General features: G+C 47.3%; 16 protein-coding genes. 5 read left to right on the top strand and 11 right to left on the bottom strand.

Annotated features, from left to right (window positions below; genetic code table 11):
* Positions 1-30 precede the first annotated feature (30 nt).
* The 4 genes from GFS24_RS29085 to GFS24_RS08775 all read right to left on the bottom strand — a co-directional run bounded on the left by GFS24_RS29085 (position 31) and on the right by GFS24_RS08775 (position 6,686).
* Positions 31-894, bottom strand: a complete 864-nt coding sequence (locus tag GFS24_RS29085; protein ID WP_216647376.1) for a DUF6130 family protein — start codon at positions 892-894, stop codon at positions 31-33.
* Between the two features lie 7 nt (positions 895-901).
* Positions 902-1,897: an alpha/beta fold hydrolase gene (locus tag GFS24_RS08785; RefSeq protein ID WP_153659197.1), complete on the bottom strand. Its 996-nt coding sequence runs from the start codon at positions 1,895-1,897 to the stop codon at positions 902-904.
* A 22-nt stretch (positions 1,898-1,919) separates the two neighbouring features.
* A complete protein-coding gene (locus tag GFS24_RS08780) occupies positions 1,920-3,161 on the bottom strand; it encodes an epoxide hydrolase family protein (protein WP_153659196.1) in 1,242 nt (413 codons plus the stop codon).
* Positions 3,162-3,281: 120 nt separating this feature from the next.
* Positions 3,282-6,686, bottom strand: coding sequence for a gliding motility-associated C-terminal domain-containing protein (locus GFS24_RS08775; protein ID WP_153659195.1), 3,405 nt, complete (start codon positions 6,684-6,686; stop codon positions 3,282-3,284).
* Between the two features lie 179 nt (positions 6,687-6,865).
* On the opposite strand from GFS24_RS08775, the gene GFS24_RS08770 reads away from it, so the two are divergent.
* Entirely contained in the window at positions 6,866-8,428 is a 1,563-nt protein-coding gene (locus GFS24_RS08770; RefSeq protein ID WP_153659194.1) for a discoidin domain-containing protein, read from the top strand.
* A gap of 41 nt (positions 8,429-8,469) precedes the next feature.
* Here the strand turns inward: GFS24_RS08770 and GFS24_RS08765 are convergent, their stop codons facing one another.
* Both GFS24_RS08765 and GFS24_RS08760 read right to left on the bottom strand, forming a co-directional pair.
* Entirely contained in the window at positions 8,470-9,486 is a 1,017-nt protein-coding gene (locus tag GFS24_RS08765; RefSeq protein WP_153659193.1) for a terpene synthase, read from the bottom strand.
* Positions 9,487-9,540: 54 nt separating this feature from the next.
* Complete coding sequence (locus GFS24_RS08760; protein ID WP_153659192.1) at positions 9,541-10,518, bottom strand: GlxA family transcriptional regulator; 978 nt, start codon at positions 10,516-10,518, stop codon at positions 9,541-9,543.
* 119 nt (positions 10,519-10,637) lie between these two features.
* On the opposite strand from GFS24_RS08760, the gene GFS24_RS08755 reads away from it, so the two are divergent.
* Positions 10,638-11,084, top strand: coding sequence for a DinB family protein (locus GFS24_RS08755; protein WP_153659191.1), 447 nt, complete (start codon positions 10,638-10,640; stop codon positions 11,082-11,084).
* A 4-nt stretch (positions 11,085-11,088) separates the two neighbouring features.
* Positions 11,089-11,472 carry a VOC family protein gene (locus tag GFS24_RS08750; RefSeq protein WP_153659190.1) on the top strand — a complete coding sequence of 128 codons (384 nt, stop codon included), beginning with the start codon at positions 11,089-11,091 and terminating at the stop codon, positions 11,470-11,472.
* A gap of 50 nt (positions 11,473-11,522) precedes the next feature.
* Here the strand turns inward: GFS24_RS08750 and GFS24_RS08745 are convergent, their stop codons facing one another.
* A complete protein-coding gene (locus GFS24_RS08745; RefSeq protein WP_173003018.1) occupies positions 11,523-13,379 on the bottom strand; it encodes a T9SS type A sorting domain-containing protein in 1,857 nt (618 codons plus the stop codon).
* Between the two features lie 304 nt (positions 13,380-13,683).
* On the opposite strand from GFS24_RS08745, the gene GFS24_RS08740 reads away from it, so the two are divergent.
* Both GFS24_RS08740 and GFS24_RS08735 read left to right on the top strand, forming a co-directional pair.
* Entirely contained in the window at positions 13,684-14,079 is a 396-nt protein-coding gene (locus GFS24_RS08740; protein ID WP_153659188.1) for a hypothetical protein, read from the top strand.
* A gap of 125 nt (positions 14,080-14,204) precedes the next feature.
* Complete coding sequence (locus GFS24_RS08735) at positions 14,205-15,443, top strand: glycoside hydrolase family 172 protein (protein WP_216647375.1); 1,239 nt, start codon at positions 14,205-14,207, stop codon at positions 15,441-15,443.
* A gap of 69 nt (positions 15,444-15,512) precedes the next feature.
* On the opposite strand, the gene GFS24_RS08730 is transcribed toward GFS24_RS08735, so the two are convergent.
* Genes GFS24_RS08730 through GFS24_RS08715 form a run of 4 tightly spaced genes read right to left on the bottom strand, consistent with a single transcriptional unit; the run spans position 15,513 to position 22,378 of the window.
* Positions 15,513-16,073: a DUF1735 domain-containing protein gene (locus GFS24_RS08730; RefSeq protein ID WP_153659187.1), complete on the bottom strand. Its 561-nt coding sequence runs from the start codon at positions 16,071-16,073 to the stop codon at positions 15,513-15,515.
* A 21-nt stretch (positions 16,074-16,094) separates the two neighbouring features.
* Positions 16,095-17,792: a RagB/SusD family nutrient uptake outer membrane protein gene (locus GFS24_RS08725; RefSeq protein ID WP_153659186.1), complete on the bottom strand. Its 1,698-nt coding sequence runs from the start codon at positions 17,790-17,792 to the stop codon at positions 16,095-16,097.
* A 51-nt stretch (positions 17,793-17,843) separates the two neighbouring features.
* The gene (locus tag GFS24_RS08720; protein WP_153659185.1) at positions 17,844-20,636 is read right to left on the bottom strand and encodes a TonB-dependent receptor; all 2,793 of its coding nucleotides are present in this window, start codon (positions 20,634-20,636) and stop codon (positions 17,844-17,846) included.
* A gap of 29 nt (positions 20,637-20,665) precedes the next feature.
* On the bottom strand, positions 20,666-22,378 hold the full coding sequence (locus GFS24_RS08715) for a RagB/SusD family nutrient uptake outer membrane protein (protein ID WP_153659184.1): 1,713 nt from the start codon (positions 22,376-22,378) through the stop codon (positions 20,666-20,668).
* Positions 22,379-22,395 lie beyond the last annotated feature (17 nt).

Below are 22,395 nucleotides of genomic sequence, written 5' to 3'. Positions count from 1 at the left end.
AATGATCTGTTTAGCCTAAAAATACTAAAATTAGTGATGAGATGTATTTACCGCCGGAACAATAAAAGAGATGCTTTGCTGCGTGATCGTTTTATGTGTTGGATCTACCAGTTCAACGAGGATGGTGTGAGGGCCGGCCTTCATACCCACAATGATAACAGGTTCATTGCTGGCGTCCGCCCAGCGCCATGGCCCGCCATCCACTGTTACATGAATGTGGCCGATACGGGGTGAAACATCCAGTGCTGCCGGCCCAAACGCTGGCAGGATGCGGAGGTTCTCTGCCTTGTATTGCACGATCACCCTGCCAAGTGCCAGCTGATCAGCCAGTGGCTGATACACCGTTAAGGTGGCAGGAGGCTCTGATGACAGCGGTACTACAGGTGCGGGGCCACGTACGGCGCGTGCTGTTTTGCCGGTTGTGTGTTCGGTATTTACGGGTGTTGCTGATCCATGATCATGCATATGCCCTCCTGTAGTGGCAGGTATAACAAAAGACACAGTTTTACGATCAACCACCTTGTGTGTTGGATCTGCCAGTTCTATGAGGATGTTGTGCGGCCCGGGTGTTAACCCGTTAACGATAAGGGGCTCATTGCTGCCATCCGCCCAATGCCAGGGCAGATCATCCACCGTTACATGAATATGACCTAACCGCGGAGAAACATCCAGCGCGCCGGCACCATATACCGGTACGATGCGCATGTTCTCTGCATAATATTGGATCACTACACGGCCTGCTGTTAATGACTCCGGCAATGGAGGGTCCACTACCAGTTTAGGGGCCGGCTCTGCCGCTAATGCTACAACAGGTGCTGCAGGGCGGGTTGCTGATTGTGCCATGCCTGCTAAAGGACTGGCTAAGAGGAATAAATATTTGATGATACGTAACATAGAATAATTATTTTGACATGTTATCCACTTCAATAATGGCATCGGCAAAAGCTGCCGGTGCTTCCTGTGGTAAATTGTGGCCTGCACCTTTTATGATAAGATGTTTACGTTTGCCGGAAAACTTGTTTGCATAAGCCGTGCCATCTGTGGCAGGGGCCACACCATCTGCATCGCCATCCAATGTAATAGTGGGTACGGTGATCACCGGGCCTGCTGCCAGTTGCTTTTCGATCTGATCATATTGCGGCTCTCCCGGGGCCAGGCTTAAGCGCCAGCGGTAGTTATGGATCACAATGGCTACATAATCCGGATTGTCAAAGGAAGGGGCACTGCGGTTGAAAGTGGCATCGTCAAAATTCCATTTTGGAGAAACGTTCTTCCAGATCAGCTTGTTGAAATCGTTCCGGTTGGCTTCATATCCCGCCAATCCACGTTCCGTCGCGAAATAATACTGGTACCACCAGCCCCATTCTGCCTTAGGAGGTAAAGGTTTCTTATTTCTTTCCAGGTTATTGATCAGGTAGCCATTTACAGAAACGAGTGCTTTACAGCGTTCCGGCCAAAGTGCCGCAATGATGTCCGCCGTGCGTGCACCCCAGTCGTAACCACCGATGATGGCTTTTTCGATCTTCAGTGCATCCATCAATGCGATGATATCTAATGCTACGGCTGCCTGTTGTCCATTCCGCATGGTAGCAGCTGAAAGGAAACGTGTGGTGCCATGCCCGCGCAAATGTGGTACGATGACCCGATAGCCCGCCTTTGCCAGGAGAGGAGCCACATCAACGAAACTATGGATATCGTAAGGCCAGCCATGCAGCAGGATAACGGGTGTGCCGTTTGCAGGGCCTGCTTCTGCATACCCTACATTCAAAACACCTGCGTTGATCTGTTTGATGGAGCCAAAGGATGTTGTTTGTGCATTTGCATGGCCCAATAGCAGGAGTGCTGTGCCTGCCATGGCTATTGAACGAAGGAAACGGAGACGGTTATATGTTGACATTTTGGATTGTTAGGGGTAATGTTTAACGTAATGATTTGAACGCTGCACGGATCTCTTCTGCAAAAAGTTGTGGTTCTTCCCATGCGGCAAAGTGACCGCCTTTTTTCACTTCATTGAAGTAGATGAGTTTGTGGTAAGCACGTTCCGTCCAGCTTTTGGGTGCACGGTAGATCTCACCGGGGAAAACGGTTACGGCAGCAGGAATGGTGATGTTCACTGCGTTGAAGTTGTTGGCGTTGTTCTCCCAATATAACTGTGCGGAAGAAACAGCGGTATTCGTTACCCAGTAGAGTGTTATATCATCCAGTATCTCATCTTTGGTGAGGGACTTTTCTGCATCGCCGCCGCTGTACGTCCATTCGTTCATTTTGTCATAAAAGAAAGAAGCCAGTCCAACAGGAGAATCTGTTAAGGAGTAACCCAGCGTTTGCGGGCGGGTCACCATCATACCGGCATAACCGCCACCTTTTGTATATAAATGATTAAGTGCTTTGTAGGCCTCTTTTTCTTTGGCAGACAGGCCGGCAGGCACAGGATCGCCGTTCTTCAGCGCATTAGCTATGTCTGCGGGTACCGTAGCGGGCATATTAATATGGATGCCTAACAATCCTGCAGGTTTTTGTGCAGCCATCTTATCTGCTACTACAGAACCCCAATCGCCACCCTGGGACACATAGTTTTTATATCCCAGTCTTTTCATCAGCACATCCCAGGCACGCGCAATGTGATCTGCATCCCAGCCGGTACCGGTTGGTTTGCCGGAGAAGCCATAACCAGGCATGGAAGGCAGTACAAGGTCAAAAGCATCTTCCGCTTTTCCGCCATAAGCAGTAGGGTCTGTCAGCGGACCAACGATCTTCAGCAGTTCAAAAATAGAACCGGGCCAGCCATGGGTAATGATCAGGGGTAAGGCATTCGGATGTTTGGAGCGGATATGTACAAACTGGATGTCCAGGCCGTCTATGGTAGTGATGAACTGTGGCAGCGCATTTAATTTTGCTTCTGCTTTGCGCCAGTCGTAATCTGTTCCCCAGTATTGTACCAGCTTTTTGATCTTGTCCAATTGTACACCCTGTGACTGATCTGTTACAGTTTCTTTGTCCGGCCAGCGGGTGGCTGTTACGCGCTGACGCAGTTCTGCGAGTGTAGCTTCAGGAACGTTTACATGGAAGGGGCGGATCGTTTCAGCGGATTGGGCAATTGCGCTGAAAGCGGATGTAGCCATGATCAATCCGGTAAGGAGTATGCTTGTTTTCGTTTGCATTGTTGTAACTTTTAGGATTTGTTGTTATTCTTTCCCAAAAGTATCACCAGTATGCAGCGGGTTCCAACCACTATCGGGCTAAGTGGACAAAGTAGAACCTGAGTTAGTCATTACAGGGGTTTACCTGATGAGCAATACGTGCCCGGAATACTGAACATCTCTTCCCAGTATATCCTTTCCTTTAACGATCCACATATAAGTACCGGCGGGTTGCAGTGCATTATTCAATTGTCCATCCCACCATACTTCGGGGTTGGTGGTGTTGAATACCGGTGTTCCCCAACGGTTAAACACTGTAAAGTAATCCAGTTTTGAAAGGCCATATGCGCGTATCCGGAATCGATCATTCACACCGTCGTTATTAGGGCTGAAAGCATTGGGCGCCACTACTTTCACTTCATCCACCACTTTCACCATCACTTCGGCAAAGGGGCTCAGGCAGCTGCCGGATTGTAAACGAATGTAAAAGGGCGTGTTCTGTACAATGCCTTCCAGCCTGAAGCTGCCGGTGTTGTTGCTGAACAGGGGTTGCATACCTGGTTGGGCATGGAGATAATAGGTGCCTTGTTGTGGTACAGCCACTGTGATCGTAGCCGGCATGCCTTTTATGATAGCAGGGCTTTGTGCGGATGGTGTTGGTAGCGTTGTTTCCGTGTTAGCTACGAAATAAGGAAGCGTTTGCACTTTGCAGCCATATTTATCAGTAGCGGCCAAATAATATTCACCAGAGGGAATGCCCGTAAGTGAAGGGTTTTGGCCTTTCGTGGTATTGCCTGTATACCATGCATAACTGAGTGGCAATTCACCTGTAACGGAAATGCCGGTAATGGCGCCGGTAGAGCGGCTGCATTCATCCGGTGTTATTTTTATACTGCGGCTGTCAATAACAGGCGGATCTTTTTTGGCAATGCCTGCCGATACAATAAACTGTTCGCATCCGCCGGCATCTGTTGCATACAGTTTGTAATTTCCGGGCGCTAATCCTGTTGGCTTTTCAGCAGTACTAACCAGCTGGTCGTTTTCATTCATCCAACGATAAGTAACAGGTGTACCTCCGGTGATCACCAGTTCGGCAATGGCGCCATTGTTTTCATTGCAATTGGCAGGGCTGGTGACCATAACCATGTTACGCATACCAGTTGCCTGCATGCGTGTTATTTCAATGAGGGGAGTGGTGGCATTGCAGCCATCAGCATTCTCCAGCAGCAGGCGGTATTTGCCAGGCGATACGTTTTGCAGATCGCGTGTGGCGCTGATGAGCTGGCCGCTTTCATTCAACCATTGGAAAGAAGTGGCACCAGTAATTTCAATACCTGTGATGGAACCGTTTTCTGTCACGCAGCCTGCCGGTGTTACGATCATATTAGCGGTGGAAAGGGTGATACTCCCTTTATCGGCTACGGTGAAAGTGTCCGTTTCTGCTTCCGCACAGCCGCTGGCATCGCTATACTTCAATACATATTTTCCGGGAGTAACTTGTAGCAGGTTAGATGAAGTGCCCACTACTGTGTTGGCTGCGTTCACCCACTTGTAGTTGATAATACCGGTGCCGCTGATGGTTACGCCGGTAATACTGCCATTGGGCTTTCCACAGGTGGCCGTGGTAATAATTGCCCGGCTGATATCTATAACGGGGCCGGAGGTGTTCTTTATTTCAAATGGCCCGGCTGTGGCTATACAATCATCTTCCTTTATACCGAGGGTAAAGGTGTATTTACCGGGTCGTGCAGACCTTAATTCTGCACCATTGCCCACTATTTCTCCTAATTCATTGCGCCAGGTATAGACAGGACTGGCGTTAGTGCCAGTGCCATTCAGATACAGGTTGTAAATATATCCATTGCTCTGGTTACAGCTGGTGTTGGAGATCTGCACATACCGGGCATCTATGGAAGGGGTATGATCCTCCAGCCTGAACCAATAACCATTCAGGCAGGTTTCATTATCACATCCGCTGCTGGAAATATAAAAAGTATAATCTCCGGGAGGCAGGTTCTTAAGGCTGGTGTCTCTGCTGATCAGGTTGCCGTCTTTATCTTTCCAGCCGATAATAACACCACGCTTCACTTTCATTTTGATGGCCCCGTTGGATTTTCCACAGGTGGGCTGTGTTACTTTATAGCCTTCATCGTAGTCAAGTTCAGCAATGGAATATTGAGAAGTGGCCCCGCCGGCGTCCGTAGCGGTTACCAGGATACCTTTAGCTGGTGTGAAAGGGTAGAACCATTTCCCATTGGCATCTGCAGTAACAGTGCCAATATATTTTCTGCCCTGGCAGCTGGCACCGCCATCAATGTGGCCACAGTAATCCGGCTCAAAGATCTCTATCTTACTGTTAGGGGTAGCAATGCCCCGGGTGCCACCGGCTTCGCAGCCGTTCACATCTACGAAAGGTTTTGGCCTGCCTGCCGGGCCTTCGTACCAATTCAGGTTGATGCCCCTGCCGTTGCAGAACATTTCGTTATTGCTGATGGTGGCGGCATAACATTCGTTTACACTGACGCCTGCAAAGGAGTATCCGGCGATGATATTTTCAGAAATAATGCCTCCCGGGCAGTTGTATGACTGTATGCCTACTTCTTTTGGATCTGTTTGCAATCTTATTGTACCGGTGGCATCTGTTCCCATTTTGTTGCGCTTAACAGTATAGGGATATTTGAGGGTATTCAGGTATACGGTACCGTTGCCGAGATGATTATCTGTAAAAGTTATTTCCGTGGCAGGGCCGGCCAGCCAAAGGTGACAGCCATTGATGGCGCGGTCTCCGGTATAGTTGATGCCCATTTTATTACCCGTAATGATCATTTTACCCCCTGTAGTAATAAACATAACACCTCCGGCGCCCAGGTGATTACCTTCTCCGGCACCGGTTCCTCCCAGTATGATCCCGTTTATATTCTGCAGGTCAATGCTGGCCGCATTGCCTGTAATACCGTCTTCTTTTACACCTACCATATTGCTCTGTATGATAACATCCTCCAGGGATCCTTTTTCCCTGTAAATGCCTCTTAAAAAGCCGCGTACCATGTTTCCTTTACCCGGCGCGCCTATTCTGATGTGGCGGGCATTCTCCATCGTTATACCATACCCGTTATTGTTATTGAGATCATCCTTATAAGTGAGCGCCATGCCATAGATCTCCACATCATTTACATCCCGCAGGCGGAGGGCGAAATACCTGCTGTCATTGGGATCTACCACATTACTGCGTAATAAGATCACCCTGGCATCGCTCAGGCCCAGTTTGGTACCCGACTGGGTGGAGCCGTCTATGACCAGGTTGCCGCCGGTGATCTCCGGAAGGTGGCTGTTCACGGAAATGGTGCGTTCCGCCCAGGTAGTATGAGGGAGGTTGAAGTAGATATAGTCTTTTTCCGTGGTGCCGTTTGCATTGGATTTCAGGATGGCTTCACGCAGAGTACCCGGTCCACTGTCTCCCGTAGAAGTAACGGTGAATGTTTCCGCTTTGGTTATCAAAGCGGTACAGAGTAGGAGGATGAGAATGCTGCTGAAGGACCTTATCATAAAGTACAGGATGGCTGCGAAATTACGGATTTATATGTTCAATGTCATGTGCTGGTCAAAAGGAACAGGAGGTATTTTGAACCATGAAAAGAAAGGTGTTGATTTAGTTATTAGAAAACCTAAGTCGAGTTTGTATGATATAATGTAGCCCAAATCAATTCATCATTTAAAACCCAAGTATGAAAAAGCAACACCAGCATCTGATGCTCTCAGGAATGTTATGTCTATCCGGCATTCTGGGAGCCTGCAAGCGGGAGATCACGCCTGCAGAGAAAAAACTATCTCCTTCTACGTTAATGACTGCACCAAGCAGTAACGCCTACAATGTAAATGTGATCTATTTCGTTCCCTCAGACGGGGATACCATTCTGAATTACCGGGCCAGGTTAAATGGCATTTTACGCCACGGCCAGGCTTTCTATAACAAATGGATGAGCTACCACGGTTTTGGTGACCGCACCTTTGGGCTTACCAGCGATAGTACCGGCCGTGTAAAAGTGATAGTTGTAAGGGGCAACCTTACAAAGGATCAATACCCCTACGAAGGCGGTGGTAATAAAGTGATCACGGAAATGAATACCTGGTTTGCTGCCCATCCTGCAGAGAAAAGCAGTGAGCACACCCTGGTGATCATGCCGGCCAGTACTTATGCACCGGATGGCGATCCCGGTGGTGTACCTTTTTATGGTCTCGGCCGCTGGTGTTTTGCACTGGACTATGCAGAAATGGATACCAGTTACCTGGGGCAGAACAATACCTTAGGCAACAGGGCCACCAAATGGATAGGAGGGTTGATGCATGAACTGGGCCACGGTATTAACCTGCCGCATAATAAGGAGAAGGTATCTGAAGGCGCAGATCCTGCCATGGGCACAGCGTTGATGGGCAGTGGTAATTATACCTATGGCAAAACGGCTACGTTCCTCACAAAAGCCAGTGCCGCCATCCTCAACAACTGCCAGGTATTCCGGGCAACTACCGCCACAGATATCTATGGCGGCGGCAGCGCTACCATTAATACACTCAAGGCCAATTACAGCAGCGGCAACATACATCTGAAAGTGCAGTATTCTGCTACCAAAACGGTGAACAACGTCATCATCTACCACGACCGGGAAGACGGTGCGGATTATGATGCAGTAGCCTGGGTGGCCGTTCCGGCGGGAGATAGCATACAGATCAGCATGCCCATCAGTGAACTGCAGAATAAAACGAACAACTATAAACTGAGGGTCCGCTTCCTCTTCACCAATGGCTCCAGCGCAGAGAAATCCTACGCCTATTCCTACAGCGGCGGATTACCGGTATTGGATATAGATACGAAAGATGAACTGAGCAAAACAGGCTGGACGATCAACTATGTGAACAGCCAGGAAAATGACGGGCCAGCTGCTAATCTGCTGGACAATGATCCTTATACCGTATGGCATACACAATGGAAGAGTACACAACCTGCACATCCGCATACCGTGATCGTAGATATGCAATCCGCCAAAAGTGTGGCGGGCCTGGCATTCCTGCAAAGAGAAAACCTGAACGGATCTTTAAAGGATATCACCATACACACAAGTGCTGATAACATTACGTACACCTCACAAGGGGCGCATACTTTACAGAATGTAAATACCAAACAGTATAAAACATTTGCATCCCCGGTGAATTGCCGGTATATCAAAATAGTAACGGCTTCTAATTATTCCGGCTCGCATTATGCGGTGCTGGCGGAGTTGGGGGCTTTCTAACATTTTAAAAGGCTGCCTCATAAGTGGCAGCCTTTTAAAATCTACTCCCGGCTTTTATATTCTCCTTCCACATAACCGCCGGGAGCATAACGGAATTTATCGTGTAAATGCCAGGAATAAACACCCTGTAACGAAATTCCCAGTGTATAAACAAAATCTGCTGCCAATTCCTGCCACTTTCCAAAATCAGGCAGGTTTTCACATAACAAGATGAATTCTTTTTTATAATCATCATGAAGATCCAGTGCCTTCCTGTAAGCATCCTCCCAGGACAGATCGTATTCATGGCGCATTACTTTTACAATGTTGATCACATCTCCCTGGCGCATTATTTCTTTGGGCAGTGAGATGAAATCGTTGTGGCAACCGATCATGCGTGATACCAGTGCGTACATACGCACTAAAACAGGATGATCAAGTACTGTGTCTGGCAGCAAACGAAAATCTTTTTGCATGCAAACATATCTGCAGAAAGGTAATCCGCCGCTGGTATCTTCCCGGATGATAGTGTAAATAGGTAACGGGGGTGGTATATCTGCGGCATTAAAATGTTTTTCCTGCTGGTAACCTACCAGCACGGAATCTATAGTTACAATGTATTTATCGTATAAACGTTGGGGCATTTCACACCTGATAGCATCCTGCCTCAGTAAATAGAACTGGCGGTATATCCCCAGGTCTTTGGGTTCCTGCTCATCTTCGCCACGCAGCAAAGACATGATCCGCTCCCTGATAGCCTGCATTTCATTACCTGTGCAACGATCGAAATAATCATCCATCATAGCACCATGGCAGGCATATCTTGTTATTGGAAGTAATTCATCGATTGATCTTAAATAAGGGAATGCACGGGCAGGTATATCACTTAATACATGCCGCTTATGCATTTCACGCGCTTTTTCAGAATGGAAGGTATAATCAGTGTCGATCCAATTATAATACACTTCTCTCAAAGGTTCCATCAGCGGATTTGCCAGGTCGGGGAACGGGTATTCAGGGCGGGGGAGGCTGGGGATCAACGTCAGGAAATCCTCTCCAGATGTATTTCGGGTTATCATAGCAATTCTTTTGGGCTAAAAGCCAAATATAAGAATGGCGACTGCTATCGAAACTCAGGTTGAATAAACTATCGCATCCTTGTTATACTTGTTCCGGTAATCAAGCGGAGAGAGGCCGGTTATCTTTTTGAACAGCAACCTGAAAGCTTTCGTATCATTATAACCGATCTCATACATCACTTCGTTCACATTCTTTCGCGTTGTTTCGAAGCTCTTTTTGGCGGCTTCTATTTTAATACGCTGCATATATTCTGCCGGCGTGTTCATCGTTGCTTTTTTAAACCGCCTGTCGAAGTTGCGCCTGTCTATGCTGAACTCGGCCGCCAGGTCCTTCATGTTGATCTTTTCGCTGAGGTTATTTTCCATATAGGTTTGCACCGCTTTGATGGCTTCGTCTTCATGGTTCTTTTGCCCGGTGAAAATAGAGAAGGGAGACTGGCTGTTCCTGTCCAGGTCTATCTCAAAGAACTTCGCGCAAAAGATAGCCGTTTGCCGGTCGTAATATTTCTCTACTAAGTGGAGGAGCAGGTTGAGGGAAGAGAGTGCGCCTCCTGTTGTGTAAACGCCCTGTTCATCTGTAATGATCTTTTCTGTTTTCAGATCCAGATCAGGGAACATTTGTTTAAATACATCTGCTGCCTGCCAGTGGGTGGAACATTGTTTACCATTCAAGATGCCCGCAGCCGCGAGCAGGAAAGCGCCGGTGCAAAGACTGGCTACTTCAGCACCAAGTTTGTACTGTTCGGTCACCCATTCTATCAGCACATTATTATGCCCTAATGTTTTATTGATGTGTTCATCCAGGGCAGGTATTAAGATCAGGTGCGCTCTTGGTCTATCACTTAAAAGCACATCCGGGTGAATAGTGAATAAACCTTTGTGCAGGACGGTTTTCCTGGAATTACTCACCAGCTGGATGTTGAAAACGTTCTTCCCATAATATTCATTCGCTTTGGTGAATACCTCAAACGTGAGGATCACACTACTCAGGTTTGAATGATTTTCAGGAATTAAAATGGATAGATTTTTCATGTCCGCAGTTTTAACAAAGCTAAGGGGAACTGATGTCTAAAACAACCCTGCAAAATGTCAATATCACACCCCGTGAACCCCAAATATAGACAATACCTTTGTGTTATAAAGCGAATGTTATGAGAACAGTATTCGACAAAGCAATCAGGGATGCATTGATCCAAAGGGCTCAGATGCTCAATGGAAACAATACCGCCGCGTGGGGGAAAATGAATGTTCACCAGATGGTGAAGCACTGTACATTATGGGAAGAAATGACATTGGGCAAAACACATTACAAGCGGGAATTCCTTGGTTTGCTATTAGGCAAGCTGGTGAAGAAAAGCTTCTTTAAGAATGATAAGCCCATGGACAAGAACGTTCCCGCAGGCCCTTTAGCTATTAAAGGACCCGTGCAGAGTGATTTTGCAGCGGATAAAAAGAAATGGATCAACCTGATCGAAGAATACGGGCGGTTAACAGACCATAGCATTATTCATCCCTTCTTTGGTAAACTCACAAAAGAAGAAATAGGGTTATTTGCTTTTAAACATTCAGACCATCACCTCCGTCAATTCAATTGTTAAACATATGAAACTATTCAAAGATTCAATATTCTGGGTAGAAATTGCCGTCGCCGATTTTGACAGGGCAAAGAAATTCTACAGCACTATTTACGATTATGATATGCCGGATATCATGGCTGGTCCTAATCAGATGGGTTTTCTGCCGCATGACCGGGATGCTGGCGGCATTGGTGCTGCCATTGTAAAAGGAGCAGACTATACGCCTGCAAACATTGGGATCAAGATTGTTTTGAATGGCGGTAATGACCTGGGGGATGTATTAGACCGTGTGGAGAAAGCAGGCGGGAAAGTGATCATGCCTAAAAAACAGGTATCTCCTTCTTTTGGTTGTTTAGGAGCTTTTGAGGATACAGAAGGAAATGTTATTCAACTTCATTCCATGAAATAAAAAAAGGGCCGTCCCTTTTCAGAGACGGCCCCACCCGGAATTCCAATGTATTATTGCTTAATGAATTTTAGCTGCACTTTAGTGCCTCCGCCTTCCAGCTGCAGGATATAAAGCCCGCTCCGCAATTTGGATACGTCCAGTTTGTACAATGGTCCCTTCACGTTAGGTTCAATATGTACGATCCTGCCATTCAGGTCCAGCACGGTTACCCTATAGTTCACTTTGGGTGATGCTTCAAAGTTAAGCGTCACATAAGTGCTCGTTGGATTGGGATAGAGGCTGAAGGCTTTCTTCTCCACAAATGCTTTTTGGTAGGCCAGTTGCTCACCACCCAACAACAGGCTACCGCCTGATGTATCCGGCTGTACCATCCAGATCCAGCGGTTGTTACTGCTGTCTGTACCTGCAAGGCTGAAACAGCTGTCTACCGTAACATAATTGTGCCCTGCACCTGCCTGCATAGTCAGTTTCTTTTCCCCATTCAGCACGCCAAATAATGCGGTGGAGGCGGCCGGTGGATTTGTTCCGCTTGAATCGTTCGCACCATGCCATACCCAGTGGCGCCTGCCTGTACTGTAATCCGCAAGGGGAGTATAGCTGGAGAACCAATGTGTGGCCACGCTGATGGTGGTGGAGAAAATGTTGCGGTACGGACTGTTGTGGGACTGGTCATTGATAAGATAACCCCACATCCGGCCTACACCTCCGCTTACACCAACAATATGGAAACGACTGTGATCTGTGGTATCTATCGCTTCAATATTAGCAAAGAAATAATTGATATCGCTGGCGTAGTTAGGCAGCCAGTACCCACTGTTGTAAGGGATAGAGAGTATTTCCCATGCAATGGTATCGCCCGGCGCCCTTACCGTACGACCGTTCCAGTTAGGCCCAAGGTCATTCAGCAGTTTCTGCGGAGATTCACTCTGGTAGTTGGTGCTATCTGTTACGCTATCACCAATAAAGCTGATGAGGATATGTCTTTCATCACCTTCACATCTTTTAGCACGGAAGTAGCCATGAGAGCGGCCGTTATACTGCCATACCACCTGTGTTCCCGGCACATAACCAGCAGGGCCGCCACCGGGATCGGGGCAAACAATAGGAGGAACAACTGTATCGGCTTTAGCCACCATCCATAACCAGCGGTTAGTTAAGGTATCCGTTCCCGTAAGTGCCAGGCAGCTGTCCCAGGTATAAGCATTGTGGCCGGCAAGCGTATCTTCCAGTAATGTAAAGTGTTTGGAAGTGCCGCCTAATGCATTATATAAGCTCTGACCATATTGATATCTCGTATCTCCAAGCTGATCATGCCTGGCATGCCATACCCAGTTGCGCTTACCGTAGCTGGCAGGTACGATGGAACCGAAATTATGGTCCTGCAGGGTGGTGGATTCGCTGATAGTAGTGGAAAAGATCTTATGGTAAGGACTGGTCTCATTCCAGACATTGCCTAAGTATTCCCACATACGGCCAACACCAAGGCTTACTCCCCCGATATGGAACTTTGTGCGGTCCGCAGTATCAATAGGGGCGATATGTGTAAAGAAATAATTGATATCATATACTGTTGTGGTCACATACGTATTATTCTGTACGGTGAATACTTCCCATACAATGGTATCACCCGGCGCACGCACCGTGCGGCCGTCCCAGTTAAGTCCGGGAATGGAATCTCTCAGCATTTTTTGCGGCGAATGTTCTTCATAATTCCCGCAGTTCGTTTGTCCGAGTCCGGTAAAGAAAACAAGGACATGGCGTTCACCATTGCCTGCGGCTCTGAAATAACCATGGTCACGGCCATTAAAGTTCCAGCATACCTGGGTGCCGGGCACATAACCTGTTGGCTGCGCAAATGCGGTCACGCATAGCAGCATGAATAGGGGCAGGAGTAATACTCTTTTCATTTTGGGTTGTTTAGGGTTTTGAAGTATGGGTTCCGGGTTAAGAGAACAAAAGAAAGTTATCTGCATGGGGTATGCAATAGCACAGAAATGGGAGCCTACTGCTGAGGTACTTCAGTGTATTTTTAATAACATGAATGAGAATGGCCATGCAGCATTATCTGTGTTGCATTATACTTCGCTGTAAACCACCTGTCAAATAATTGTTTTTAAGCTTTCTTCTGTAAGAAATTGTACTTACATTGGACTGTTGTTAAGTGTTGATATGACAATTATTATATTTCCCGGTTTACTTTAAAACAGAGTTATGAAAAAACTATTAATTATTGTTATCCTTTTCGTTGCTGCTATTGTTCCAATGGACAATATCCGCGCAGGTGAAAGAACTGCTGCATTTGCTCCTTTTTCTGTTACTGCCGTGAATAATTCTTCGGTTTACAGCGTAGTAGAACTGTATGAGTATATTACTCCATTTACACCTGTAATGGTGATGCGGGAGACAATATTGCCTGGTGTGGCACCAGTTAACTTTGGGCCATTTAATACCGGTACTTACGATGTGAAAATAATTGTTTACGCCACGGGATCGCATAATATAGGGTTTAACCAATTTACCAGTACGGTTACGGGTTCCAGTTCAGGAACAGTAACAACATTTCCGGGTGTAAGCGTTACGGGCAACTCCTACACGTACGTTAACTAACCAGGCCTGATAACATAAAAGCCCCACCATTTCACCACTTAAAATCACTTATCGCCGGGTGATAGGATATTGTCTGATTTAACGGTGGGGCTTTATTTTTCGACTAAAAATTTAGACATTTTTTTATGAAAGTAACCACTGTTTTATGTATGCTGTTACTGGGAATGATAGCCTGTAACCAACCGCAGCCGCCTGACAATGTTTATCCGGGTAACCTGTTTACTTATTCGGAAGGCGCGGAAACCCGCTGGAGCAGTCCTGAAAACGCAGGTGCTGAAAAGGGGAAAGGCGCATCCGCAAATCATGGGGCAAAAGGTCATCCGTATGACAGCATCAACGGCGGAGGATCCCTGGTGTTGCTGAATGTGCAGGGGCAGGGAATTGTAAACAGGATCTGGATCACGATCAATGACCGCTCTCCCGAAATGCTTCGTTCCCTGAAACTTGAAATGTATTGGGATAATGAAACAAAACCTGCTGTTACAGTGCCTTTGGGTGATTTCTTTAGTGTAGGGCTCGGACGGATGGCAAAGTTTGAAAATGCGCTGTTTGCCAGTCCTGAAGGCCGTTCTTTTCTCTGCCACATTCCCATGCCTTTCCGTAAAGGAGCAAAGATCGTAGTGACGAATGAATCGGGTAATAAACTAACTCATTTTTTCTTCGATGTTAATTTTCAGTATTTGAAAAATTGGGACGAACAGTTTATGTATTTTCATGCATACTGGCATCGGGATACTGCTACAACTGCAGGGAAGGATTTTGAATTGCTGCCGCAGGTGCAGGGGAAAGGGCGGTTCCTGGGGGTGAATGTTGGCGTGAATGCCAATCCGGCCTATAACATGACCTGGTGGGGTGAGGGAGAGGTGAAGATGTTCATCGATGGAGACAAAGATCTGCCAACGCTGGCGGGCACAGGCACCGAAGATTATATTGGTACAGCATGGTCGCAGGGGTGGTTTGCGAACCAATATTCCGGTTGCCTGGTAGATGACTGGCCTAACAAGCAGTGGTCGTTTTACCGGTTCCATATTCCTGATCCTGTATTCTTTGCGCAGGATTGCCGTATAACTTTGCAGCAGATCGGGGGAGACTTCAAAAGAAATGTGTTGCCTGTTCAGCAGGAAGGTAAAGCGAAAGTTATACCGGTAACAATTGGCAGCAGCCACGCAAAAATGAACTTGTTATTCAGCAAGGATAGTGTGGTATCGCTGGCAGATCCTTCTTTACAGGATGCCTGGACTAACTTCTATCGTTCTGATGACCTGTCTGCAACGGCTTATTTTTATCTTACTACGCCTGCGAATAACCTCCCGGGGTTACAACCGGCTGGCATTCGTACAACACAGTTGAGAAGTAAACCATAACAGGTCTTTATAACAATAAAAAGGGGCATATCGGATTTCGATATGCCCCTTTTCTTTTTGGTTTTACTGCTACGGATTCAGGACGGCGGGATCGATGATCACTATCAGTTTATCCATCGCAGGATTGGTGGTTATGTTACCTCCGGAAAGCCTGAGGCAGATCGCTTTTTGCGTGCCTGGATTAGCCACCAGGTAATCCAGGTTGATACTGATTGTAAACGATGCCAGTTCTGCGCCATTGGCCATATCCACGGAGGCAGGAATGATGTATTGATCAGCTGGCAGCAATACGGTGTTCAGCAAAGTACCGTCTGTGATCAGGCTGTTGATCGTATCATTATCAGCATGGATGTTGACGCTGAATGCACCTGAATTATTAACAGCACCACGGAAAACACTGAGTGGAACATTAAATTTCTTAGTGCCGGCATCTACTACATAGCGGTAAGGCTTGCCTGGTTCGGCTACTGTGTTGATGATAAACCTGCCCTCCCTGGCTGCAGGGAAATAGACCTTTTGATCAGGATAGCTGGCTTCAACAATTTCCTTGTATTTGCAGGATGATGCAAATATCAGGAGCCCGCATACCAGCGCCAGTTTATTTATGTGATGGATATATCTGTTTCTCATTATTAACTTTTTAATGTTGGATTACCATAACGGGTTCTGGGCAATTTTCGGTGAAATGAACAAGTCTCCCTGTGGAATAGGATAGAGGTACATTTTCGGTTCAAATACCCTTTGTTCCACGATGGTTGGCACGTAGGTGAAAGAGCCGTTCGGATTCCGGGTAATGTCCACTCCTCTGAGCGGCGTTCCGAAATATTGTGGTCCTTGTAACCAGCGGCGTACATCCCAGGTACGGTGATCTTCGAATGCAAATTCCACTCTGCGTTCATTGCGGATCCTTTCCCGCATTGCAGGTTGGGATAAACCGGCGGGTATATTGGGCATTCCAATTGTAGTACGGCCGCGCACATAACCGATATAGTTCCTGATATCAGGATTGCCGGGTTCACATTCATTCAGGGCTTCCGCATAATTCAGGAATATTTCAGCTGTACGAATGAGTAGCCAGCTATGTACACTGGTCCTGTTCTGCAACAGGTCTGTGTATTCGCTGAGATATTTTTTCAGGTAATATCCTGTTTTGCTGGCCTGGGGAATACCTTTTCCATCACGGCCACCGGCCCATAATTCTACACTACGGCTATTAAACCAGGCGTTATTGGTAGTAATGCTTAAGCCCAGACGTGGATCACGGTTGGCATAAGGATTGGCAGCATGTACAGGATTATTCCAGTCAAACGGTGTACCGTCATTCATTTCGTAGGCATCCACAAGATTCTGGGAAGGTGTGTTGCCACTTTGGCCAAGATCATATCCAATAGGGAAGTTTGCTTTCTCAAAATCATTGCTCGGTCCGTTCCTGCGCGTGAGGATGATCTCAGGGGAATTAAAGGTATTAAAGAGCGGAGCATATTCCCAATGTACCCAATAGCCGGCTCCTGCAATGTCCAGCACTGCTTTGGCAGCGTTGGCAGCATCTTTCCAGCGCTGCGTGCGATTGCCCGCAGGCAGGGAGATCAGTTCCGGCTTATCGTAACCACCAGCCCATGTGGGATCGTTGAAGAGATCACTGGCAGCATAAAGCAACACACGGCTTTTCAAACCAAGCGCTGCGCCTTTGGTGGCTCTGCCAAGATCTGCATCCGCAGATTTTGCAGGTAATCCAACTGCTGTTGAATCACATTCTTTAACGATGAAATTGATGCATTCTTCGAGCGTATTTCTTTGCACATTGGAAAAGTCTTCCTCTACGCCCATTGCGCTGGTGAAGATAGGAACACCACCATAACGTTTCACCAGTTCAAAATAGAAGTAAGCTCTGAGGAAGCGGGCTTCCAGTTTCCAACGGGTGATCTCCACGATCCTTTGCTGATATATGATCTGGTCTGAAGGAAGGCTGCTCAGCCGGTAAGTGTCCAGGTTCAGGCTGTCTATAGAAACAAGGAACTGGTTTGCTTTCCGGATAGCTTTATAGTATTTACCCCAGGCATTGTCTGGATTGTCGTAGGCATTCCAGGAGCCATTATTGAATTTCTGTACGTTGGCATTTTCATTGGTGAATTCTGCTTCATCGTTGGCAGATGCCATCATGGCCCTGTCTACCTGAAGGAACCCTTCCGGCAGATCTGTATAAAGGGATGCCTGCCGGTAGCCTGCATACTGATAAGATTCAGTCACCTGTTTTTCGGTGGTGCCTGTTATCACTTCACGGTCCAGCTTCTCACAGGCACTCAGCAGAAAGAGTGCCATTACACCGAATATTAAAGTATTATGTTTCATCCGTAATGTTTTAAATCATTTGTTGCATAATGGAATTGCGATGCTGTTCTTTTAAAACTCAACCCTGAAACCAGCAGAAAATGTGCGCAGGGCCGGATAGCCGGTGCCCATTGCTTCCGGATCAAGATCTCCTTCTATATCATCTACCGAGAACAGGTTATTGCCGCTGATATATACCCTTGCAAGGTTCAGCCTTGCTTTGGAGAGTGTTTGTTTCGGCAGGGAATAACCCAGTTCCAGGCTGCGTAGTTTAAGATAACTGCCATCGCGTAACCAGAATGAAGAATAGCGGTAATTATTCAGGTTGTTATCGGAAGATAACCGGGGATAAGTAGCGGTTGCTGCTGTGGCAGGCGTCCACCTGTCTTTTGCCATTTCAGGAGCAGACCCGTTGTTCTGGAAAGCATAGAACTGTGCACCCAGTGATGCAGTACTGCCGCTAACGCCCTGGAAGAATGCATCCAGGTCAAAGCCCTTGTACTTTACACCTGCATGCAGGGAATAGGTAAGGGTAGGGAGGTACGTTTTGCCGATGGCAGTTACATCATTCTGATCAATTTTATTATCGCCATTCTGATCTTTGTATTTGATATCACCGGGCTGCACTGTTGTGAAGGTATGGCGCGGGCTGGCATTGATATCTGCCACATCCTGGAAGAAGCCGATGGCTTCCAGTCCAAAAGGCTGGCCTACCGCAGTTCCGGTACGGTAGAGGTAAGTATCTACCTGCACGGCTTCAGCGTTGTACGTGATATTGTTTTTAGCATACGAGGCGCTTCCCTGTGCAAACCATTGTACGTTGGCTTCCGGTGCATTGTGATAACCGATAACCGCTTCAAAGCCTTTATTATCCACTTTACCCACATTCAGCAAAGGGAGGTCTACCCCCACATATTGCGGAACAGTGAAAAAAGGTTGTGAAAGGATGTCACGGCGTTTGTTATTGAACACATCAAGGCTGAGCGTGATACGGTCAATGAAACTGGCTTCCAGGCCAACGTTCATCTTTGTTTCCTTCTCCCAGGTCACATTTGGATTGGCAGGTGTGCCTTCAGCAAGACCTGCTGTACCGGTATTGCCGGTACCGAAGTAAGGCGATGCGGTAAAAGGAAATAACTGGTCGAACATAAAGCGTTGTCCGCCTATGAGGTCATTCCCTGTAAGGCCATAAGACCCACGTACTTTCAGGTAGGTGATCACCTTGCTCTCCTTCATGAAATTCTCATTGGAAGCTATCCAGCCGGCAGACACAGCAGGGAAGTACCCGAACCGTTTTCCTTTGACGAAATTCTCAGATCCCATGTAAGACATATTCACTTCCGCTACATACCTTTCATCGTAAGCATACGTAACACGTGCGCCGCCATTGATATGTTTGTAAGGCATGCCATCGCCGGAAACAGAATAACTGTCCTGGTTGTACATGAGCATCGCTGAAATATTATGAACGCCAAAAGTGCGGTCATAGTTCAGGAATCCTTGCAGTGCATAGTTGCGCCATTGGTCAGAACGGCTTTCGTCACCAGCCAGGGATGTTTTTTGTCCAAAGCGGGTGATCAATGTATCTCCGTTACTGTTGCGGGTAATGGAGAACCTTTCATATTGTTTGCTCTTGTTGGAGTAACTGTTGAAATAAGAATTCATTGCCAGAACACCTGAGAGGCTCAGGCCCTTTGTAATGAAATCGAGCTGTTGGGTAAGACGCAGAGATCCCTGTAAGGTTCTGCCGTTAGCGGTATAGGAACCTGTTTGCAGGATGTTTCCCAGCGGGTTCGCAAACAGTGCATTACCACCAAAGCTGCCGTCCGGTAAACGTACGGGGAAAGCATTGGAAGGAATGGCGGAGGCCAGTTGGAACACAGAAGCGGTTGAATTACCAACCGGGTTGGCATTATCTTCCACTGAGCCGCCCAACCTGATGGCAGCAGTAAGCCTTTTTGTTACATTGATATCAACGTTCGTACGGAAGTTGTAACGCTGATATTTAGAATTGCTGCTTTCTTCTTCCTCATCACCTGCTTTAATTAGCAAACCCTGGCTGGTAAGCGCATTCAATGCTACAAAATAACGCACTGTTTCGTTACCACCATTGAAGGTAAGGTTGTAATTGGCCATGGGAGCAGACTTGCGAATTATCTGATCGTACCAGTTCACATCCGGGTGGAAGTAAGGGTCGTTGCCGTTCTTGTAAGCATCCAGATCGGCGGTGCTGTATATAGGTATTTTACCATCGTTCTGCAATGCTTCATTATATAAGCTGGCGTGATCATAAGACCGCAGGTTTTTTGGAAGAGCAACCGGCTTGTTGATGCCGAATTGTACACCGAACCCAACCTTCAGCATACCTTGTTCACCTTTTTTGGTAGTCACCAGCATTACGCCATTGGCGCCTCTGCTACCATAAAGTGCAGTAGCGGCCGCATCTTTCAGGATGGTGATAGTGGCTACTTCGTCCGGCACGAGTTGTGCGAAGGAACTTTCAAATCCATCTACCAGTATCAGGATCTTAGTGCCTGCACCGCCAAAGGTGTTAACGCCCCTGATCAGTAACCCGGGTGTATTACCGCCGTTTTCACTGCTGCCTGGCTGTACGGTGAGGCCTGGTAAACGACCATAAAGTGTATTGCCAAGATTGGTGTTAAATGTTTTCTTCAGGTCACTGCCCACTACGGAAGAAACAGCACCTGTCACCATCCATGCCGGCTGCCGGCCATAAGCGATTTCTGCGGAATCTGTGCGGACTGTTTGTGCGGAAGCATTCAAACCTGCGCAGCAGGTGAATGCCAGTGCCACGAACCGTTGCCGTGCCGGCCTTGTAAAGAGATGATATATACTTGATTTCATGGAATTCTTTTTACGATAGAGGAATACAATTACCAGCCTGGATTTTGAACAATGTGGCCTTTGTTCACTTCAGAAAGTATGAAAGGGTGCAGGTACATCTTACGCAGGAAAGTGCGTTGCTCATAAATGTAGGGTACATAATTATACTCTGAACTTCCTGGTATGGCTTTCAGTTGCAGCCCCCAGAAATCTCCCTGCATTACACCATTTTGTTCTGCAACCATCCAGCGGCGGATATCCCAGAACCGGTGATCTTCAAAAGCCAGTTCAATATCCCTTTCGTGATGAACACGTTCCCGGAATGCTTCCTGTGAAAGGTTGGCCGGAAGTTCTGGCATACCGGAGCGTCTGCGGATGACATTAACAGCTTCATATGCATCTGCATTTGGGCCATCGTTAAACTCATTCAGCGCCTCTGCGTAGTTGAGATAAGCTTCTGCCAACCGGAACAGTTGCCAGTTAGGTACCTGTGCTGCGCCATTGGTCAGTTCGTAAGGGATCGTTTTATGCATCCAGAAACCCGTTTGGGTAGTACGGCAATCCAGTTGAGGATCTTCGATGTTCCATTGAGAGTTTTGGTAAGCAATGGTTTGTTTGAAACGGGGGTCCAGTTCATTGATCTTCAGGAAGAGGTCATTACCACCGGCCAAGGGCCATGTTTGCGGCGTACCGTCTACCTTCTCATACTTTTTGACAAAGTTAAAGGTGGCCATTAAACCTGCCCATCCCTGGCGTCCGCCTAACAGAACATTCGGCTTTATCGTTGCCCAGGGTATTTCCCATGCATTGCGCGGGCCGTAAACTTTCGCGGCGAGGATGACCTCTGCATTGTCGTTCGTTGTCCATTGGTATCTGTAATTCGCGGTTGTACCTTTATCCGTGATCAGGTGTATGCCTGCACCAGGTGCCCAGTCCAACACTGCTTTGGCGGCATCTGCTGCCAGTTTCCAACGGTTCTTATCATTGTTGCCTAAACAAAGGAACTTATCATTTTCACCCAGGCTCATATATGGCTGGGCTGTATTAGACAGCGGGCTGGCTGCATACAGTAAAGCCCTGGATTTGAGTGCGAGCGCTGCCCCTTTTGTAGCGCGTCCGCGCATGGTGCTGGGGTAGGTGGGCGGTAATTTTTCTGCCGCATCAGTAGCATCGCTTACAATGAAATTAAAGGATTCTTGCAGTGTGTTCCTGCCAAGATCAAAATTGTCTGTTAGCTGGAAGCGTTTATCCACAATGGGAACACCGCCATAACGTTTCACCATTTCAATGTAGTTCAGCGCGCGGATGAATTTAGCTTCACCAATTACCTGGTTGCGGTAAGCGTCTGTAACATTCGGTACATCACCAGCTCTTTCAATCAGGATATTACACATACGGATAGCTGTCCAGCGAAGGAAGAACCGGTAATCTTCAAGATTCACGATATCGCTTGCCGTAATGTTGGAGGAATTCCAGCGTTGGGAGATCAGCCAGCCTGCGGCAAATTCTCCTTCATCTGTAGCGCCTGCGGCCATATCATAAGTGGCGGCATTGGTAAGTGATCTGTCTTCCGTAGGAAAACCATGATGAATACCGTGCCGGTAAATACTGGCTATATACATTTCCAGTTCAGTCTGGGAAGAGAATATGGTATTTTCTGTAACGTCCACACCAGGGGCTTTATCCAGGAATTTCTTCTCACAGGAGGAGAAGGAAAGGACACTAAACAGGCCCAGTAAATAAAGTGCATGTAGCTTTTTCATACCTGCATATTTTATAA

Origin of the sequence: Chitinophaga sp. SYP-B3965 (assembly GCF_009647655.1) — a bacterium.
Taxonomy (GTDB): Bacteria; Bacteroidota; Bacteroidia; order Chitinophagales; family Chitinophagaceae; genus Chitinophaga.
This window is presented reverse-complemented; position numbering and strand designations above follow the sequence as displayed.

What these genes read in the sequence shown, in the direction of transcription:
- GFS24_RS29085 (WP_216647376.1), bottom strand. Translation starts at nt 894, where the DNA reads ATGTTACGTATCATCAAATATTTATTCCTCTTAGCCAGTCCTTTAGCA.
- GFS24_RS08785 (WP_153659197.1), bottom strand. Translation starts at nt 1,897, where the DNA reads ATGTCAACATATAACCGTCTCCGTTTCCTTCGTTCAATAGCCATGGCA.
- GFS24_RS08780 (WP_153659196.1), bottom strand. Translation starts at nt 3,161, where the DNA reads ATGCAAACGAAAACAAGCATACTCCTTACCGGATTGATCATGGCTACA.
- GFS24_RS08775 (WP_153659195.1), bottom strand. Translation starts at nt 6,686, where the DNA reads ATGATAAGGTCCTTCAGCAGCATTCTCATCCTCCTACTCTGTACCGCT.
- GFS24_RS08770 (WP_153659194.1), top strand. Translation starts at nt 6,866, where the DNA reads ATGAAAAAGCAACACCAGCATCTGATGCTCTCAGGAATGTTATGTCTA.
- GFS24_RS08765 (WP_153659193.1), bottom strand. Translation starts at nt 9,486, where the DNA reads ATGATAACCCGAAATACATCTGGAGAGGATTTCCTGACGTTGATCCCC.
- GFS24_RS08760 (WP_153659192.1), bottom strand. Translation starts at nt 10,518, where the DNA reads ATGAAAAATCTATCCATTTTAATTCCTGAAAATCATTCAAACCTGAGT.
- GFS24_RS08755 (WP_153659191.1), top strand. Translation starts at nt 10,638, where the DNA reads ATGAGAACAGTATTCGACAAAGCAATCAGGGATGCATTGATCCAAAGG.
- GFS24_RS08750 (WP_153659190.1), top strand. Translation starts at nt 11,089, where the DNA reads ATGAAACTATTCAAAGATTCAATATTCTGGGTAGAAATTGCCGTCGCC.
- GFS24_RS08745 (WP_173003018.1), bottom strand. Translation starts at nt 13,379, where the DNA reads ATGAAAAGAGTATTACTCCTGCCCCTATTCATGCTGCTATGCGTGACC.
- GFS24_RS08740 (WP_153659188.1), top strand. Translation starts at nt 13,684, where the DNA reads ATGAAAAAACTATTAATTATTGTTATCCTTTTCGTTGCTGCTATTGTT.
- GFS24_RS08735 (WP_216647375.1), top strand. Translation starts at nt 14,205, where the DNA reads ATGAAAGTAACCACTGTTTTATGTATGCTGTTACTGGGAATGATAGCC.
- GFS24_RS08730 (WP_153659187.1), bottom strand. Translation starts at nt 16,073, where the DNA reads ATGAGAAACAGATATATCCATCACATAAATAAACTGGCGCTGGTATGC.
- GFS24_RS08725 (WP_153659186.1), bottom strand. Translation starts at nt 17,792, where the DNA reads ATGAAACATAATACTTTAATATTCGGTGTAATGGCACTCTTTCTGCTG.
- GFS24_RS08720 (WP_153659185.1), bottom strand. Translation starts at nt 20,636, where the DNA reads ATGAAATCAAGTATATATCATCTCTTTACAAGGCCGGCACGGCAACGG.
- GFS24_RS08715 (WP_153659184.1), bottom strand. Translation starts at nt 22,378, where the DNA reads ATGAAAAAGCTACATGCACTTTATTTACTGGGCCTGTTTAGTGTCCTT.